The following is an 18,754-nucleotide window of genomic DNA, read 5'->3' as shown; positions in this document are numbered from 1 at the left end:
GATATTTTGTTTGATAAGGCGTATTTGTGGGTATTTGTAGGGGGGAGATGATGGAAATTCGCTATATTTGTGATGTTTCCATCATGTCGAATCCATTTGTTTTTAGGTGTGGTGGGATGGTGCGTAACATAATGTTTATCTTTATGAAGGGAATAATCACCATTGCATAAGCTTCGTACTTGTAATAAGGTAATGAAATGGGTTATTTGTCCGAATACGATTATTTTGAATTTTGTATTTATTTAAAATGTGATAGGAGTGGTGTATTATGAAGATGTTATATCCATCTAAAGAACAATGGCAGGGCATTATCCAAGAGGGTAAATTTGTAATAGATGAATGCCCTAATCTACATTTGTTACCATGTAATATAAGCCAGAATGGAGAAAGATCTGTAGTTTTTAAGATGCAGGATAGCTGTAATGGTAAATATTACGCATTGAAATGCTATATTTCTGATACTATTAATAGGGCAATAAACAAGGGGGATGAGATTAATGAAAAACTATCAATGATAAGAAAAAAAAATTATAACTCTTATGTGAATTATTTTGAGTACAATGAGCAACCTTCATATCTTGTGGACTTTAGATATGTGACAATTACAATTGATTCAATTATATATCAAGGGAATGTCCCGGCTGTATTAATGGATTGGATTGAGGGAGTAACGCTTGGTGATTGTCTGAAAACGCTAAATGTATGGATTCCGAATCATTTAGAAAAGTTGAATATTATCTATTTGAGGTTTATACAAGTTGTGTCTGATTTATTTACAAAAGATTTTATTCATGGTAATTTATCTTTCGATAATATTATAGTTCAAGAGGATAATGATATAAGATTGGTTGATTATGATAATTTGTATATGCCATTTAAAGGTGAGCAACAGAGATATTTTAGTGTTGCTGGGATATGTAAGTTTTTTTTAACAGCGGAAGAAAGTGATAAATATGAAATTTATTTTGATTTGCTATTTATTATTAAGGCAGTTGTCTATTTAAAATGTAAATTATTAAATAAGGATGTTTCTCTGTTTGAAGAACAAGTTTTGAACGGAATCTATTGTAAAAAAATCGGTATAAGCGATGAGCTATTATTGTTGTATGGGAATATTGATGTGAAAGTTTTAATGGCTTTATATTATAAGATTATATATGAACAAGATGTGAATTCTGTATTGTTTGTATCAGCAGCATTAGGTGTAAATTTAGAGAATATACAACTTATAGACAATTATAAAGCGTTAGACAGAGAGTCTGATTTTTTGAAAAATATATGTCTTACTCAGAAATTCTCTTTTCAAGAACTTTTAATTTATAAAAAAATACTCGGTTGGAGTGAGATCAGTAAAAATAAACATATAGAGTGGAATGATAAGACGATAAATGCTCTAAAAGAATGTATTGATTGGCCAATATTTGTACAAGAGCAAGATCTTTGTTTTCTTTCTGAAAAAAGGAAGAACTTTTTAAAATTAGGATGTTTGTGGGTTGATAGATATTTTAAGGCTCTTGATCTTTGGTATTTTGAACATGGTAAAGAAAGTATAGATGCTCCTTATTTAAAGCGAGAGATGTTTTGTTGGTTTTGGAACTTTATAACAGAACGGTTTGATGAAGAAGGTGACTATTGTTATTCTATTAATGCAATAAAACCAATACTCTGTAAATATTGGATTAATGCATCTATGAATTATAGAGAGTGGTATTTAAAGCGTGTAAATAAAGAAAAATTCTATCTGCCAGTTGAATTTATAGTGGCTTTTTCAATTGATGATCTAATTCCTATTATTCCTGCACCAAATGATAGTTTTAATTTATCTAAAATAAAGCCATCTTGCTTACCTTTAAATAATTTTTCAGATGACTTATTTAAACCTTTAGATGACATACCTAGTCCTTTAGATGATATGTGTGATGATTTAGTGGAATATTATGATCAAAAATGGAAATTTATTGAAGTTAAAGGTGTCGTTAAATACTATGGCGATGGTGGTGGGGCAGATGGTGAATGCTATAAAACTATAGAAAGTGAAAGTGTAAATAAATTAATTGTTAGTTATCTATGTCTAGATGAACAAGTGCATGTTAATTATGAATTAGTCCGTTTTTGGATGGAACAAAAAACTTTAGATGTTTTTTGTTGGAAAAATTTATCGGCGAATAGAATGTTTATCAAGACGGAAGATATAATAAATATATTTTCGGATTACTGGGATTGGTCTATCCTTTGTGATAGTGATAATATACCACAAGATATTTGGTCTATATATTTCTTGGAAAATTATGAAGCTCAATTAGATTGGGATATTTTGAGTGATAAAGAACAGATTGGAAATCTCTTGTGGAATAAAGCTTTAATAAATAGATTTAAAAATAAATGGAATTGGCATATTTTGTGTAATAATCGTTCAGAATATTTGTGGACAGATGAGTTATATCAAATTTTTAAAGAAAAATGGGATGAACGAGATCTATGCTATCCAATTAAATACAATATAATACAATGTCCCAATTTAGAGTTGTCTATTTCATATAAGGATAATATTAAAAATTTCCATGAAAATCTTTCTTTGATATTGACACATCGGGATGAAAATACATTTTGGGTAGATCTGAATGAGCTTTATAAAAAGATAAAGTGGGATTATTCATTGCTTTCTGTTTTAGAAAATTATTTTTCTCAAATAAAGTTATTTTTTTACGATGAAAATTTTTATCGCTTTTGTGAAGAAAATAATGAAATACCATGGAAATTGTCATGGATACTGCGCTTTAAGGAGAAAATAGAAGTGCATACATTGCGTTCAAATCCATATTTGCCACTAGCCCCTCAGTTACTAAAGGAGATGAATGAAAAATGTGGTAATGATTACGAATTTGTACATAATATTTTGTTTCTTGAAAATATAGAATTGCTTTCTAAATATTGGGATGAGGGTAAAATATCATCTCTCAAATCTGTTAAGATGGGAAACGAGATTAATAGTGACAACTGTTTTTTTAAAAATACTACACCTATTGTTGATTGTTCAATCAGAAGTGGTTTAGAAGAATATCAGTCAGTTGCTGAGGTGAAGGAAAATAGTGTATCTCCTTTATTTTCGATTGAATATATAAGAGCTAATAAAAAAAGTTTGGATTGGAATACTTTAAGTCTTGATGAAAGTTTAGTTTGGTCAGATGATTTTATAGATGAATTTAGAGATAATTGGAATTATTCAAATCTTAGTCGAAATAAATCGATTCCTTGGTGTGAAAATCTAATAGACAAATATATAGATAATTGGAATTGGAAATTGTTATCTTTAAATAATGCTGTTCCATGGAATAAAGACTTAGTTTTGAAATATTTTAGCCGATTGTCAGTGCTTTATATAAAAAATCGTGTCTTATATGATGATGAATGTAAAGAATGCAAAATTGTTCATTTTTTGGAATGTCCAAGTATGACTATTAATAGCGAATGGGAGAAAGTTGAGTTTCTTGAAATAATTAAAAATAATTTAATTAATTATAAGAGAAATATCCATTTTGGAGAAAAGAGTGTAAACAATATATATGAAAAAATAAAACTTGATAAGTGTTTTAGGAGATATTCTGGACTAGATGATGATTTTTAGTATAAATATTGTAAATGATTTGTCTATATTCTTTTATTTGCTGTAAGGCATGAACGTTGAATATGCTTTAAGGAGTATTAATGAATAGCATTGAAATTATAATAGGTGAAAAATATAAAATAGAATGATACTTGCTCCCATCATCATTTCGGCCAGCCGGTCAACGGATATTCCGGCCTTTTATGCCAAGTGGTTCTTTAATCGTTTGGCCAAGGGGTATTGTGTTTGGTATAATCCGTTTAATCGGCGGAAGATGTATGTGTCGTTTGAGCGGTGTAAGGCAATCGTGTTTTGGACAAAGAACCCGAAGCTGATATTGCCTTATTTGCATGAGTTGGATAGGAGGGGTATCCATTATTATTTCCAGTTCACGTTGAATGACTATGTGAGCGAAGGCTTTGAGCCGAATGTGCCGAGCGTTACGCAACGGGTGGAGACATTTCGGGAGTTGTCGGAAATGATAGGGAAGGAACGGGTGATCTGGCGATTTGATCCGTTGATTATGACTCCATCTATCACGCCTCGTGTCCTGCTTAGCCGTATTTGGAAGATCGGCAATCAGTTGAAAGGATATACTGATAAGCTCGTGTTCAGTTTCGTAGATGTAAAGGCGTATCGTAAGGTACAGAACAATCTTATAAAAGAGACGAATTGCTTTACGAAAGAGGATGTGGAAACCGCTGAGATGAATGCGATGCAACGTCAAGAAACTGTAGAGGGATTGGTGAAGTTGAGGGAAATTTGGGCTTCTACTGGTTGGAATGTGACACTCGCTACTTGTGCCGAGGACATTGACCTTGCGGTTTATGGCATTGAGCATAACCGGTGTATCGACGGTGATTTAATGGAGCGTGTGTTTGGGGAGGATTATGAATTGGTTTATTATCTTCGAACAGGCCAATTACCCGAACCGGATCTTTTTGGTACGTTTCCCGCTTTACCCGACAAACGCAAAGAGCTAAAAGACAAAGGCCAACGGAAAGCCTGTAGTTGCATGATAAGCAAAGATATCGGTAGGTATAACACTTGCCGCCATTTCTGTGTCTATTGTTATGCCAATACAAGTAGGGAATGCGTACAAAAGAATGTGGCTCAGTGTTCAGAACGCTCGGGTTCGGGCAATTGCTCCGGTGAGAGCAGGGAGAGATAACCGATTTTTCCAGTTCGTCACGAACTCGCAAGGCCGTGTACCCGCAGTCTTTGTGCCGTAGGCGGAACAGGCGAAGCGGTCGCTATGGTTATTACGGAATATTCCACCAAACTTTCTATTGCATGCATTGACATAACTACAGTAATTTATTAAGGATTGTCTGATTCAATATGAGATTCATGGCAATTCGGAAAGATACTGCTTGATCGCTTTGTCTTTTACCACATCCGCTACATTCTTTTTGCCGACCTGTAAACCGGCTCCATGTTCCACTAAGTACTTCACTATTTCAAGCCCTCCTTTTTTGCAGGCATTCCCCAATGGGGTCTTGCCTTTCTTGTCTTTTGCGTTTAAATCTGCCCCTTTCTCTACCAGCAAAGGTATGATTTTCGGCTTGAGCAAATGGCAGGCATACAGCAAAGGGGTGAAACCTTTATATCGTTCGCGAGCTTCTAGGTTAGCTCCGTTTTCTATCAACATTTGGGCAGCTTCGACATTATCGTGTGTGGCAGCATACAACAATGGGGTCATTCCCATCGTATCGACATTATTGACATCCGCGCCATGCTCAATTAACAGTTGCACAATCTCCGCGTTAGCCCAACGGGCGGCTTCTCCCAACACGCAACAGTTGTTTTCAGTTGTCCGTATCTTCACATCGGCACCTCGTTCTATGAGAAAACGTACCATTTCCGGGTCGTTTCTTGTTACCGCGTCCATCAGTACGGTTCGGTCGCCATCGTTCTTATCGTTGGCGTCCGCACCTTTATCTACCAAGTATCGGACATCGGCAAGGCTTCCTTTTATCACGGCATAGAACAGGACTGTGTATCCCCAGTTGGCTCTTGCATGAATATTTGCGCCTTTTTCAACCAAAAAACGCATCATGTCGAAATGTTTGAAAGAAGCGGAAGTCATCAAGGCAGTCCAACCTTCCTCGTCACACGCATCCAGCTCCGCCCCATTCTCCAGCAGGTATTCTGCAATGTCGATGACATTGTTTTTGGCCGCAGACATCAAGGGTGTCGCACCATCGGGCAACCTGTCATTCACGTCAAAGCCTTTTTCCACCAGTGTTTTGACCAGCTCTAGGCTTTTCCGATAAATGGCATGGAACAAGAGACTGCAATTGTATTGGTCCTTGTAAGACGGTTCCAGCATGTAGCCCGAACGAATCATAGACAAGGCTTTGTCAATGTCGTTTTCATCCCGTACGAGTCGAAAGAGTTCTTCCATAAGAAATATTTGTTGATAAATTAAATACCACTCTGTTACCGTAAGCAAAGTTACAGATATTTATTATTCCACCGATGATTTTCCCTAAGAATTTGCACCGGATGCTGTCTGCATTAAATTAAGCCGTCTTTTATAGTAATCGAGACCAATACTATCCTAGAATAGTGTTGTATAACATGCCGGATTTATCTATTTTTGCGCCCAATACGAAAGGTTAAAAATAGGAAGTTTTAGGTATGGCAAAAAAGAAAGGTAAGCCTCAACTCCGGAAAAGCAAGAAGAAGCGGGCATCATCATTCATGTCTTCTGTAAAGAAGATGCTTCTTGGCGCTTTTGCGGTAGTTGTTTGTTTTATCGGTGTATTATTCATATATAACTGGTTTTATCCGGTATCCAAGACACGGCCTGTAGAGAAGAAACAGGATCGGGCGGAGACAATAGTCCGTCCGAAGATCTCGGACAAGGGCGGTTCCGGAACATCGGGTAAGAAAGCCGCACAAGCGACGAAAAACAAGCAAGCGACGAACCCAAAGAAAGAGACCTCCGCTTATACTTTTCAAGGGGGAGCTGAGATACCGAGACTAAAGAATAAACAAAAAGAGCAGGTTATAAAGCATGAGGGCTATACGGTTTCTTATAATTCCGATTATAAGATCGCCAATTGGGTAGCCTATGAACTGACCTCGAAAGAGGCGACAAGTAAGAAGAACGAGCGGTCTAATAAGTTCGTCTCGGACCCCATAGTGAAAGGGGCTACCGCCACGAACGAGGACTATACCCGTTCCGGCTATGACCGAGGGCATATGGCGCCTGCCGGCGATATGAAATGGTCCGCCAAGGCCATGCGGGAATCGTTCTACCTAAGTAATATCTGTCCGCAAAAGCCCGGCTTGAACCGAGGTATCTGGAAAGATCTGGAAGAGCAGGCTCGTTTGTGGGCGAAAGAGAATGGCTCTTTGTTGATCGTGACCGGCCCGGTGATCACGGACGACCTGAAACGATTAGGCAAGAATCGGGTGGGAATCCCGAAGACCTTTTATAAGGTAATCTGTACGATAACGAACGGTAAACCAGAAGGGGTAGGTTTTCTGTTTGATAATAAAGACTATGGAAAGACTCCGTTGAAATCGATGATGATCCCTATCGATAGCGTTGAGAAGGTTACCGGAATTGACTTTTTCCCTTCTTTGCCTGATTCGATAGAAAATCCGATGGAAGCATACGTGAATGATGGTAGTTGGTCTTTTTAAGGCACGTTATGCTCAACAATCTCTAGGCGAGAATGTTTTATATTTACTGTGAAGAAAAAGAAATCATAATTAAATAACAAAATGCAAGTTATCATGAAAGGAAAATTAATCCCTGTGTTTGTTTTGGCAGCATTGGTTTCCTGTAGCCAACCACCCGTTAAGGAGCAAGGTCCTCGTCCAGTTAAATTGGCGGACGTTACTTCTCTGAACATGGTTGAGAAATCATTCAGTGGAGTGGTATCGCCCGATCAATTCAGTGATTTGGCGTTTAAGATGTCCGGCCCGCTGATCTCATTAAACGTGGATGAAGGCCAGAAGGTCCGTACGGGACAGATCGTGGCCGAGATTGATCCGCTGGACTTTAAATGGGAATATGAGGCGAAGAAAGCGTCTTTCCAGACCGCTGAGGCGCAATTGCAACGTGCGAAGAAGTTATTGTCCAAACAAGCTATCTCCAAGCAAGAGTATGAGTCTACGGAAGCCTCTTACTCAAATGCCAAGGCGGCTTTCGAGTATGCGCAAAATACATTGAACCAGACAAAGCTTCGTGCGCCGTTCGATGGATTTATCCAGAAGAAATATGTGGAGAATTACCAGAAGGTACAGGCCGGACAAGGAATCGTTTGCTTGATCAACCCGAATAAGTTACAGGTCGTGTTTACGATGCCGGAGAGTAATATCAATTACTTCTCTTCTCCTTATTCTGTTTATGTGGAATTCGATAATTACAAGGGCGTTCGCTTCAAGGCGAAGGTGAAAGAATACGTGGAAGCCTCTCCGGATGGTTCCGGCGTTCCCGTATATCTGTATATCGATGATCCGAACTTTAATTTAGAGAAATATAAGGTAGCCGTAGGTTTCTCTTGCCGTGTGATCTTGAACGTGGATAGCGAGAGTTTCACGCAAGGCGCCGTATTGGTTCCGCTAGCCGCTGTCGTGGCTGACGATGCCAATAGCGATAAGTATGTGTTTGTTTATAATGGGCAGTCTCAAAAGGTTGAGCGTCGCAAGATTACCGAGTCTATGCTGATCGGCAAGGATGGCGTGATCGTAACGGATGGCTTGCGACCCGGCGAACAGGTTGTCTCAGCCGGAGCCACTCGTTTGGTGGATGGACAACAGGTAAAAGTATTAACAGATTAAGAGATAAACAATGAATATTCCAAAATATTCCTTAGAGAATCAGAAGATTATATACTTTTTCCTAGCGGTCATGCTGATAGGAGGTATATATTCTTTCTTTAAATTGCCGAAGAAGGAAGATTCTCCCTTCGTAATCAAGCAAGCGGTTTTGGTTACCCAATATCCGGGAGCGACACCTCAGGAGGTGGAGAAGCTGGTGACTGAGCCGATCGAACGGGAGATTCAGGCTATGTCGGATGTGTTCCAGATCAAATCTGAGTCTTATTTCGGTATGTCCAAGATTTCTATTGAGTTGCAGCCTACCTTGTCTCCGGATTATATGCCGGTCAAGTGGGACGAGTTGCGTCGTAAGGTGGCGAATATACAGCCCCGCCTTCCGTCTGGCGCCTCCTCGATATCCGTTAGTGATGACTTCGGTGACGTATTCGGAATTTATTATGCCTTGACGGCCGATGAGGGATATACTTACGACGACCTGCGTAATTGGGCGCAAAAGATCAAGACGGAGCTATCTCCTGTACCGGGTGTACAGAAGGTCTACCTATTCGGTGAACAGACACAAGTTGTCAACGTAAAGATCTCTATCCCGAAACTGGCTAACCTAGGTATCGACCCGAACGCTATCCAGCAGGTGATGCAAACGCAGAACTTGTTGGTGAATACGGGAGATATCAATACCGGTAATTATCAATTGCGTTTGCGTGCGGAAGGTACGTATAAGGATATACAAGATATCCGGGACCAATTGATCGTGACGAAAAGTGGCGGTGAGGTTCGTTTGGGAGATATCGCTACGGTAGAGCGTGGTTATATGGACCCTCCCTCGAACCTGATGCGTGTGGACGGTAAGCGTGCCATCGGTATCGGTGTCGCTACCGGTTCGAAAGACGATGTGGTTGCCGTGGGTAACGCCGTGGCGGATCATTTAGCGGAGATGGAGCAGCTGTTCCCGGTGGGTATGGACCTGAAAACGATCTATCCGGAGAACAAGATCGCGGATGAGGCGAACAACGGTTTTATCTTGAACTTGATCGAGTCGTTGTTGATCGTTATCGTGATTATCTTTATCGTGATGGGGTCTCGTGCCGGTATGTTGGTCGGTAGTTCGTTGTTGTTCTCGGTAGGTGGTACCTTATTGATCATGTTGATCTGGGGTGTCGGCTTGAACCGAACCTCGTTGGCGGCCTTTATTATCGCTATGGGTATGTTGGTGGATAACGCTATCGTGGTGACGGATAATGCCCAAGTCGGTATCAAGCGGGGACTTTCCCGTTATCAGGCGTTGATCGATGGTGCGACGAAACCGCAGTGGGCGTTGTTGGGCGCTACCTTTATCGCCGTATGTTCTTTCTTGCCGATGTACTTGGCACCGGCATCCGTGGCCGAGATCGTGAAACCGTTGTTTATCGTATTGGCGGTATCCTTGGGATTAAGCTGGGTCTTGGCCTTGACGCAAACGACTACCTTCGGTAATTTTATCTTGAAAGAGGCGAAACCGGGCGAGAGCAAAGACCCGTACGATACGAAGCTGTATCATAAATTTGAGTCGGTATTGGGCCGTTTGATCAAGCGTAGATATGTAACGATCTCTACCGTGGTAGCTACGTTATTCCTTTCCTTGTTCGTGATGAGCATCATGCCGCAGAGTTTCTTCCCGATCATGAGCAAGCCTTATTTCCGTGCGGACTTGATCTTCCCGGAAGGATATAGCATCTACGACGTGGAGACGAACGTGAAGAAGATAGAGGAGGAATATCTCAGCAAGAATGAGAATATCAAATCATACTCGTTTACCTTGGGAGGTTCGCCGGTACGTTATTACTTGGCCAGTTCTTCTATCGGTCCGAAGCCAAACTTCGCCAATGTGTTGATCGAGACACAAGATCCGGAGGATGCGCAAGCGGAAGAGGGTAAGTTCTACGATTATATGGTCGCTAACTATCCGAATATATTGACCCGTTCGGCTTTGTTCGCCTTGTCTCCGGTTCCGGATGCGGCGATCGAGATCGGTTTTATCGGCGATAACGTAGATACGTTGGTTGCCTTGACGCAAAGGGCGCAGGAGATCGCCCGGAATTATGATCAGGTGATGGAGGTTCGCAATAGTTGGGGTAACAAGGTTCCGGTATGGAAGCCGCTATATTCCCAAGAGAAAGGTTTGCGTCTGGGTATTACCCGTCAGCAGGTGGCTTATTCCTTGCGTTCGGCTACGAATGGCGTACCTTTGGGTGAGTATCGTGAGGGCGACGTGTTTATGCCGATCTTACTGAAAGATGCGGATAAGGATTCTATCAGTCTGAATGATATAAAGACTTTGCCGGTTTATAGCGCTAAAGGCCGTTCGGTAAAAGTGGAGCAGGTGATCGATGATTTCTCGCTGGATTATGAGTTTAACGTAGTGAGACGATTCAACCGTGAGCCGTGTATGCTTATGCAGTGTGAGCCGAAGCGTGGCGCCAATACGATGGCTGCTTTCAGTCATTTGTGGAAAGAGGTACAGGAGAAGATTCAGGTGCCGGAAGGATATAAGATGACGTATTTCGGTGAGCAATCCGAGCAAGATAAAGGTAATAAGGCGATCGCCGCTAATATCCCGTTGATGTTCGGTTTGATTTATGTCACCTTGTTATTCTTATTCCCGAAATATTACCGGAAACCGGTATTGATCATGGCGATGCTGCCGTTGATCTTCATTGGTGTGGTATTGGGATTGTTGGTGTTCGGTAAGTCTCTCGACTTCTTTGCTATGCTGGGTCTGTTGGGCTTGATCGGTATGAATATCAAGAATGCGATCGTGCTGGTGGACGAGATCGGTTTGCAATTGAACGCGGGCTTGTCTCCGGTGAATGCCGTGATAGAGGCAACGAAAACCCGTATCGTTCCGGTGACGATGGCTTCCGGTACGACGATCTTAGGTATGTTGCCGTTGTTGGGTGACGCTATGTTCGCCGGTATGGCGGCTACCATCATGGGTGGTCTGTTCGTATCTACGATCTTGACGATCTTCGTGCTTCCGGTTACTTATTGTGTTTTCTTTAAGATTAAATCAGAGTAAAAGGTATGAGAAATAAAATAATCATAGGTTGTTTATTGTTGGGTGCCTTGTCCGCTAAAGCGCAAGACGCCCGGCTATCGGCTGTGGAATATAAGGAACGGGTCCTTGAATACAGCCGTCAGATCAAGCAAAGCTCTGAGGAGCGTATCGCTATGCAGCATGCGATCAAGGCCGCTAAGACCGGTTTCTTCCCTTCTGTGGACTTCTCCGGCAGTTATCAGTACCGTATCAATAAATATGATTTGGATTTCGGACCGGGCATGTCCGTAGAGATGGACCATAATACGTATAGCCTAGGCGCTACGGTGAGCCAGCCCATCTATGCCGGCGGACAGATCTATAATAACTATAAGGCAGCTCAGGTACAAGGCAAGATCACCGAGCAAGCGGAAGAATTGACAACGGATAATATCGTTTATTCCGCCGATTTGAACTATTGGACGGCCGCCGCACGTAAAGGTATGTACGATGTGATGTGTCAGTATGTAGACATTGTCGGGGAGTTGGCGAACGTGTTGACGATCCGTTTCAATGACGGCCAGATCAGCAAGACCGATTTATTGCAAGTGGAGTCCCGCTTGAAAGAAGCGGAATTGAATAAAAGCTCGGCTTATAAGGAATATCAGATCGCGTTACAGAACTTGAACTCATTGATGGGTGTATCTCCGTTAGACCCGATCGAGGTGGAAGATTCCATTACGACCTATCTGGCCTTGCCGTTGCAAGTAGGAGAGGATGTAGCTCTTCGGAATCGTCCGGACTACGCTATTTCCGAGTTGAACATAGAGTATCAAAAGAGACAGATCAATTTGTCGAAGGCGAAATATAACCCGTCTTTGGCGATCGGTTTTCAAGGTACTTGGGGTACGCCGATGTTGAACGTGAAAGGTTCGGACCAGTTGTGGACTCCGGCCGTCTTCGCTTCCTTGAAGATACCTTTGTTCCGTTGGGGAGCCCGTTTCAAGGAGGTAAATTCCCAGAAGGCCATCCTTCGTAGTAAGGAATACGCCTTGGACAATACGCGTGATAAGATCGCTCAAGAGGTAGCGAACGCATGGACAAGCCTAACCGAGTATACGAAACAAATTACCGTCGCGGAAGAGGCTTGTAAGATTGCCGAGGAGAACCTTGATTTGAATACCTTCAGCTACAACGAGGGTAAACTACCGATCTTGGATGTGCTCTCCGCCCAATTGTCATGGATTCAGTCTTACAGTAGCTTGATCCAGACTTGGTATCAGCAAAAGGCTTCTTTAGCCCAATATAACAAGGCTATAGGTATCCGCCGTTTGCAGTAAAAGAAACATATTTATACTTAGAAGACAAGGTCCCTTATTTTGGAAACGAGATAAGGGACCTTCTTTATGAAATAAAACGTCCTTTATTCCGTTAGGTAAACTGAAGATTGCTACATTTGCATACAATCTTGTCTGTTTGGGATACTCGTCGGAATCCGGACTTTTTAAGTAGAATGATGAAATAATAAGATGTATACAAAGTTACTAGATAAACAAACAAAACTTGCCCTAATCGGACTAGGATATGTCGGGCTTCCTATCGCGATGGAATTCGCTAAACATGTTTCCGTTATCGGATTTGATATCAACGAGGATCGCTTGGACAAGCTTCGGAACGGTATAGATCCGTGTGGTGAGCTTTCCTCTGAGGTATTTGAACATAAGGACATCACATTTACTTCTTCTATAGAGAAGCTAAGGGAGGCTTCTTTTTACGTGATAGCTGTTCCTACCCCGATAGACAGCCATAACGAGCCGGATCTATCCCCTTTGTTGGGTGCGACTCGCACGGTAGGCAAAGTCCTTAAACGAGGCGATTATGTAGTATACGAATCTACCGTATATCCGGGATGTACGGAAGAGGATTGCATCCCGATCTTGGAGGAGGTTTCAGGGTTGAGAGTAGGAGAGGACTTTAAGGTTGGATATTCACCGGAACGAATCAATCCGGGTGATAAGGTACATACCTTGGTAAATACCGTGAAGATCGTTTCCGGCTGCGATGCCGAAGCTTTGGAAACGATATCGGAAGTCTATAAGCTGGTCGTTCAAGCGGGGTTGCACCGTGCGCCTAGTATCAAGGTAGCCGAAGCCGCCAAGATTATCGAGAATACCCAGCGTGATGTGAATATAGCCCTTATGAACGAGCTTTCCATTATTTTCGATCGAATGGGGGTAAATACGTTTGATGTCTTGAAAGCCGCCGGAACGAAATGGAATTTCCTGCCTTTCTCTCCCGGATTGGTAGGTGGGCATTGTATAGGGGTAGATCCTTACTATCTGGTGCATAAAGCCAAAGAATTGCAATATCACACGAAGATGATCAACTCCGGTCGCTACGTGAACGATTCCATGGGACGGTATATCGGAAAGAAGGTCGTGAAAAAGATTATCTCGCAGGGGAAAAATATCCTAGGAGCGCATGTGTTGGTGATGGGTATGACTTTTAAGGAAAACGTATCGGATATACGTAACTCGAAAGTAGCCGATATTATCAATGAGTTTAAGGACTTCGGAGCCGAGGTCGATGTGATGGATCCGTTCGCTTCCCCTTTGGAAGTATTGCAAGAGTACGGTATCCGGTTAGTAGAGAGGCCCGGGAAGAAATATGACGCGGTAGTGGTAGCTGTCGCTCATACGACTTATTTGAAGCTGGATGAGTCCTACTTCATGTCGATCACGAATGAACATGCCGTGTTGGCGGACGTGAAAGGAGTCTATCGAGGTAGCATCCATCAGATGATCTATTGGAGTCTGTAATTGTTAAAAAGTAACACAAGCTGCAAAGAAGTTTCGATAAACTTAAAAAAATGTGTTGTACAATATCTTTTTTTATTTGCTCAATTATATTAATTAGCCCATCTTTGCATGCAGATAACCTAAACAATCTTTTTGCCTTAAAGACTAATACCTATTAAAAACCTATAAAGAGAGCCTTTGCGAAAAGGCTCTCTTTATGATTTTCAGGGGATTAGTAGTTCGTTTCCTCTATCTTTGAGGTGATTCTGCTAATAGCCTCATTCAGTTTGTCTTCGGGTAATATTACGTTAAAATCTCCCCAGAAACCCTCGTCGTAGTTGAAGTGAGTATCCGAGAAAACCGTGCGGGTGGGAAGGGATTCAATGCGTGAGAAGCGGTTCACATTGGCTGTATCTATCTTACAGGTAACCATTTCGAACCAAGTATGTAAAATATTTGTGTTAAAAAGTTGTCTTCTTTTTTTAATTTTAAAATGCAGATCTCCCCGGATATGGTTAATGTAGTAGGTGCCATTCCATTGCTTGTAAGATACCGTATAGGCTACTTTCTGGGGCGTGATCCGTAAATTCCGGCTTTTTCTCTCGACGAACATGCCGGCCGCTTGCTCGATATATTGGGGATTGACCTCAAAGTCCACTCTTAATAAGGCATTATTTTCCATGTCGATATATATCTGTCCCCGATAAAGCGGTTCATTGATACTCTTTCGTTGCTCGAAAGAGATGACGTTAGCAAGTCGATCACCCACTACCGTGATGTCGGTATGGGCGTATGTATAGGGTGAATCCGGGCTAGGATCCAGAAACTCCGGTAACTGTTTCATCAAGTCCAAGACAAGGCAGGAGTAGATACCCGACTTCATTTTTGTGATCAATGTGTCCTTTTCCTGCTCGTTACTGATGCGGCGCATCTTTAGTAGTTTCACTTGATCGGCCAAGGCATTGCTGTGGTAAGATGCCTTATATACCTTAAAAACAGCCTCGGTCAGTCCTACGAGTCCTTTTTTACGTTCAACGCCTTCTCTGTAAAATGTGGTAAGGTAAATCGGGTGCTGGGAATAATTGCTTCTTCTCTCGTCCAGCATCTCCTGTAATAAGCGTTTCGGATTGGTTAGACGCACGATAACTTCTTGGATGGAGATTACTTTAGGCTCTAGGGATAAGACGGTATGTTTATCTATTAACTCCCGACCATCTATCTCTTGGGGAAGATAGCCGATATGAGAGAAACGTACCTTGGATAATCGGAGTGAGTCCGGTAATTTCAATCGGAACTCTCCATTCTGGTTGGTGATGGTGCCGATAGCGGCCTCGCCGATTCCTACCGATCCGAACGCGATTGGCTCATGGGTATATTGATCCTGTAAAGAACCTTCTATCGAGAAATAGGTTTGTATGGAATCGGGAGTTACGGATGCGCTTTTAGGAGCGGAGGGACTCTCTGGCAGATAAAGCAAGAGATGGTTCTCTATCGTACGGATCGCCAGATTTTTATTACCGGTAATAGCGTATATAGCTTCTTGTATCGTATAATCTCCACCTTTTATCGATGTTGTTTGTTCATTATCGATAATCTTACTGTCGTATATAAAAAGATAGCCGGAACGTTCCGTGACGAGTCCCAGCAATTGGTAGATATTTCCTTTTGATTTAGGCAATCGTATGACCTGTCCCAGTACGTTACCATTCTGGGCATTCATAGGGATGAGAGCTACGAGTAACAGCAACCATCCTACGATCAGCTGTCTCAAGGTTCGGAAATCATCCATATATTATTTTGTTGCGTACATTTTAGTTTTAACGCCGCGCAGATCAGTTCAGCCATCGTTGCGGGTGAGTTATTATAGAAACTAACGGTCAGCCGTCTATTCTCTAAATCAGCCGTTGTCTTCAATGGCATCATCGGATACTCCAGATTAATTACATGCAAGATATCTCCTAAGCGCTCATCCTTAAACTGGATACGGCGGGTGTAATCGGAAAATTGTTCGTTATCTTGAGTCGGAGCTACTTGTAAACGGTTGGAGAATAAGGATACGGTTTGACCGGCCTTTACCAGCGTTTGTTCTCCGTTCTTCTTGAGTGTCACTTTCACTAATCCCCGGCGAACGGCCAATTCAAAGGCGCTTTTATCCGAGCTTTTGATATTGAATGAGGTTCCCAATACCTCGATCCGGGCCTGCTCTGTCTCGATTAGGAAAGGACGTTCCTTATTCCCGCTTACATCAAAAAGGGCGTTTCCTAATAGAGACACCTCTCTTTTTTCTCTTTGGAAATGTTCCGGATAGCTTAACTGGCTGTTATCGGCCAGATAAACGATAGACCCGTCTTCCAAAGTCGTGACCAAGGTGGTGGAAGCCTCGTTATTATGCAGGGTGAGCAGAGTGGTCTCCGGTGTCCGTTCTTGTCCAAGGAAAATAGCTGTAGCTACCGATACGCAAAGTATAATGATAGCGGCGGCCCATTTCATGAGTCCGATCCGGTATGGGATTTGTGTACCGGAAATTGGCTTATCCAGCAGCCCGTCTTGCTCCAAGCGAGTGTATAATTGTGCCCATGCTTGGTCTGTCTTCGATTTATTTTTTTCTATTTGATTCATAACTGTTAGGTATAATTCTCGATTTCTTTTCTTAGTGTTTGTAGTGCCTTGGTCATTTCCGCTTCTACTGTCTTTATGGACAATGAGAGGCTGGAGGCTATCTCCGCGTATTTCATTCCTTCGAAACGGTGCATCCGAAAGATCCGGAGGCGGCGTTCGGGCAATTTACCTAATGCCCGGTTGACCAAGGATTGCAATTCTTTGTACTCAAGTTGATCTTGCGGGGTATACGATTCGGATTCCGGATTCTCTCCGGCTAAAACCGTATTCCGGTATCGGTATCGTACTTCCCGATGCTCCAGATATTGTAAGGACCGGTTCCGGGTAGCTCCATAAAGGTAGTTCTTGATGGAACGTAAGATTGGAAGAGATTCTCTTTCTTTCCAGAATACATAAAACAAGTCCTGAACGATCTCCTCCGCGACTTCCTGCTCTCCTGTTATACTGGTTGCGTACAGGCAAAGAGGGGTATAATAAAGCCTGAAAATACTTTCGAATGCTTTAATATCCCCTTCCTTGATCTTTTTGAGTACGAACAAATCCATAATAATTTGGTTTCAACAGATAATTGATAATGGACAAAGATAATGATTTGTCCATATCATTGTCGATAGTATATTTACACGGTCAATTTTTATGTTGCTTCTTTAATTTATATACCGCATTCTCCAAAGACTCGGTAGGCTCGATAATGTTGTAAGCTCCCCAGAAGTTCTCGTCGGCGAAGTCCGATACCTTGTCGGATAGAGACTGATCCGCTTTAAAAGACATCCGGTAGGGGATGGAGTTATTTTGTTCTTTACCATCGGTAACGACCATCTCGGATACGATCGTGTAGTTGGTAGAGAAAAGTTTTCGTTTCCAGTCGCATTTAAAGCGAACCTCATTGCGGATATAACTCAGATAGCTCATGCCGTCACGTTCTTTGTAAGTTACGAGGAAAGCTACCTCCACGGGTTTAAATCGCAAGCCAAAAGGCTTTTTGCGGAGGATGGCCTCGGTAGCCTTATTCCGGTCATCCATGCTGAGGGCGAATTCCGCACGGCTGAAGGAAAGCCGTTCCTTATCGATATACAATTTACCGTAATATAAGGCGTAAGGCAAGATCGCTTGAGGTTGGAAACTGATTACGTAATGCGGTCGGTCGTTTAACATCACGCTTTCTTCCATACGGAAGGCGTAATAAGGTAAGATATTCGGGTCGAGCAATAAATCCGGATTCTTCACCACATCCACGTAAACGGATAGGTTAGGGCCTCCCAATAATTTCACGGCTAATGTGTCGCTAGCCTTCTCGCTCAATAATTTACGTCCTTTATAGATCTGTACCCGATCCCGTTCCACGTTCCTGTCCTTATAGGGAGTTTTGTAAACATCGATAACCGCTTCCGAGATATTGATGTAACGACGGCCTTTTTGTGCGGTCTCCCGGTAGAACCCGGTAAGCATGCTACCTGTGGCGATGTAATTCTTATTTACTTTCTCAATCGCCTCCTCTACGATATATCGAGGATCTCCGGCCCGGATAATGACTTCGCTAAGCGTATTCATGTTCGGTTCGAGTAATACCGTACATTCTAATATGTCCTTATCGTTCACGGGGATCAAGCCATTCAAATATCCGATATGCGATACTTCTACTTGTCTGGCATGGAGGCCGTTTTTCACTTTGATAGAGAACTCACCGTCATTATTGGTGATCGTTCCCACGTTGGTTCCCGGAATAGAGATATTTACGTATTCCAGTTTTTTTCGTGTTTGCTTGTCTTTTACTACACCGCTGACAGTGATAAACTCATCGTCTGCGCTATCCTGTGCCTTTATAGAGGTTACACCGCAAGCCAACAGTATCATCAGGATAAATCCCATAGTTTGTTTACAGAGCGCTTTCATATTTGTATTGTTTTAATGGTAAATAAT

The 18,754-nt window shown here is 42.1% G+C and carries 12 protein-coding genes; 7 read left to right on the top strand and 5 right to left on the bottom strand.

The window, feature by feature from the left end:
* Nucleotides 1-268 precede the first annotated feature (268 nt).
* Together NBH16_RS07215 and NBH16_RS07210 are read left to right on the top strand one after the other, a co-directional pair.
* Complete coding sequence (locus NBH16_RS07215; protein ID WP_122382946.1) at nt 269-3,625, top strand: protein kinase family protein; 3,357 nt, start codon at nt 269-271, stop codon at nt 3,623-3,625.
* A gap of 124 nt (nt 3,626-3,749) precedes the next feature.
* Nucleotides 3,750-4,775: a DUF1848 domain-containing protein gene (locus NBH16_RS07210; RefSeq protein ID WP_122382945.1), complete on the top strand. Its 1,026-nt coding sequence runs from the start codon at nt 3,750-3,752 to the stop codon at nt 4,773-4,775.
* A gap of 177 nt (nt 4,776-4,952) precedes the next feature.
* Here the strand turns inward: NBH16_RS07210 and NBH16_RS07205 are convergent, their stop codons facing one another.
* Nucleotides 4,953-6,011, bottom strand: a complete 1,059-nt coding sequence (locus NBH16_RS07205) for an ankyrin repeat domain-containing protein (protein ID WP_196007453.1) — start codon at nt 6,009-6,011, stop codon at nt 4,953-4,955.
* 236 nt (nt 6,012-6,247) lie between these two features.
* Here NBH16_RS07205 and NBH16_RS07200 point away from each other — a divergent pair, with 236 nt between their 5' ends.
* The 5 genes from NBH16_RS07200 to NBH16_RS07180 all read left to right on the top strand — a co-directional run bounded on the left by NBH16_RS07200 (nt 6,248) and on the right by NBH16_RS07180 (nt 14,236).
* Complete coding sequence (locus NBH16_RS07200) at nt 6,248-7,261, top strand: DNA/RNA non-specific endonuclease (protein WP_195205574.1); 1,014 nt, start codon at nt 6,248-6,250, stop codon at nt 7,259-7,261.
* A 93-nt stretch (nt 7,262-7,354) separates the two neighbouring features.
* Nucleotides 7,355-8,404 (top strand): efflux RND transporter periplasmic adaptor subunit, encoded by a 1,050-nt coding sequence (locus NBH16_RS07195; RefSeq protein WP_008778321.1) that lies wholly within the window; start codon nt 7,355-7,357, stop codon nt 8,402-8,404.
* A 10-nt stretch (nt 8,405-8,414) separates the two neighbouring features.
* Nucleotides 8,415-11,459 carry an efflux RND transporter permease subunit gene (locus NBH16_RS07190; protein ID WP_005868335.1) on the top strand — a complete coding sequence of 1,015 codons (3,045 nt, stop codon included), beginning with the start codon at nt 8,415-8,417 and terminating at the stop codon, nt 11,457-11,459.
* A gap of 5 nt (nt 11,460-11,464) precedes the next feature.
* A complete protein-coding gene (locus NBH16_RS07185; RefSeq protein ID WP_009276023.1) occupies nt 11,465-12,757 on the top strand; it encodes a TolC family protein in 1,293 nt (430 codons plus the stop codon).
* Nucleotides 12,758-12,946: 189 nt separating this feature from the next.
* A complete protein-coding gene (locus tag NBH16_RS07180; RefSeq protein ID WP_008780508.1) occupies nt 12,947-14,236 on the top strand; it encodes a nucleotide sugar dehydrogenase in 1,290 nt (429 codons plus the stop codon).
* A 211-nt stretch (nt 14,237-14,447) separates the two neighbouring features.
* Here NBH16_RS07180 and NBH16_RS07175 read toward each other — a convergent pair whose 3' ends face one another.
* The 4 genes from NBH16_RS07175 to NBH16_RS07160 all read right to left on the bottom strand — a co-directional run bounded on the left by NBH16_RS07175 (nt 14,448) and on the right by NBH16_RS07160 (nt 18,727).
* Entirely contained in the window at nt 14,448-16,004 is a 1,557-nt protein-coding gene (locus tag NBH16_RS07175; RefSeq protein WP_122382942.1) for an STN and carboxypeptidase regulatory-like domain-containing protein, read from the bottom strand.
* A complete protein-coding gene (locus NBH16_RS07170; protein WP_005868343.1) occupies nt 15,983-16,834 on the bottom strand; it encodes a FecR family protein in 852 nt (283 codons plus the stop codon). Before NBH16_RS07170 ends, NBH16_RS07175 begins: the two co-directional genes overlap by 22 nt.
* Nucleotides 16,835-16,839: 5 nt before the next feature.
* Nucleotides 16,840-17,379: an RNA polymerase sigma-70 factor gene (locus NBH16_RS07165; RefSeq protein WP_005856513.1), complete on the bottom strand. Its 540-nt coding sequence runs from the start codon at nt 17,377-17,379 to the stop codon at nt 16,840-16,842.
* An 82-nt stretch (nt 17,380-17,461) separates the two neighbouring features.
* A complete protein-coding gene (locus NBH16_RS07160; RefSeq protein WP_005868347.1) occupies nt 17,462-18,727 on the bottom strand; it encodes a carboxypeptidase-like regulatory domain-containing protein in 1,266 nt (421 codons plus the stop codon).
* Between the last annotated feature and the right edge of the window lie 27 nt (nt 18,728-18,754).

This window comes from Parabacteroides sp. Y3-G-102 (genome assembly GCF_023656845.1).
GTDB classification, from domain to species: domain Bacteria; phylum Bacteroidota; class Bacteroidia; order Bacteroidales; family Tannerellaceae; genus Parabacteroides; species Parabacteroides distasonis.
The sequence above is the reverse complement of the archived record's forward strand: the minus strand, read 5'-3'. Positions and strand labels throughout refer to the sequence as shown.

Coding starts and splice junctions, on each gene's coding strand:
- NBH16_RS07215 (WP_122382946.1), top strand. CDS start 269: ATGAAGATGTTATATCCATCTAAAGAACAATGGCAGGGCATTATCCAA.
- NBH16_RS07210 (WP_122382945.1), top strand. CDS start 3,750: ATGATACTTGCTCCCATCATCATTTCGGCCAGCCGGTCAACGGATATT.
- NBH16_RS07205 (WP_196007453.1), bottom strand. CDS start 6,011: ATGGAAGAACTCTTTCGACTCGTACGGGATGAAAACGACATTGACAAA.
- NBH16_RS07200 (WP_195205574.1), top strand. CDS start 6,248: ATGGCAAAAAAGAAAGGTAAGCCTCAACTCCGGAAAAGCAAGAAGAAG.
- NBH16_RS07195 (WP_008778321.1), top strand. CDS start 7,355: ATGAAAGGAAAATTAATCCCTGTGTTTGTTTTGGCAGCATTGGTTTCC.
- NBH16_RS07190 (WP_005868335.1), top strand. CDS start 8,415: ATGAATATTCCAAAATATTCCTTAGAGAATCAGAAGATTATATACTTT.
- NBH16_RS07185 (WP_009276023.1), top strand. CDS start 11,465: ATGAGAAATAAAATAATCATAGGTTGTTTATTGTTGGGTGCCTTGTCC.
- NBH16_RS07180 (WP_008780508.1), top strand. CDS start 12,947: ATGTATACAAAGTTACTAGATAAACAAACAAAACTTGCCCTAATCGGA.
- NBH16_RS07175 (WP_122382942.1), bottom strand. CDS start 16,004: ATGGATGATTTCCGAACCTTGAGACAGCTGATCGTAGGATGGTTGCTG.
- NBH16_RS07170 (WP_005868343.1), bottom strand. CDS start 16,834: ATGAATCAAATAGAAAAAAATAAATCGAAGACAGACCAAGCATGGGCA.
- NBH16_RS07165 (WP_005856513.1), bottom strand. CDS start 17,379: ATGGATTTGTTCGTACTCAAAAAGATCAAGGAAGGGGATATTAAAGCA.
- NBH16_RS07160 (WP_005868347.1), bottom strand. CDS start 18,727: ATGAAAGCGCTCTGTAAACAAACTATGGGATTTATCCTGATGATACTG.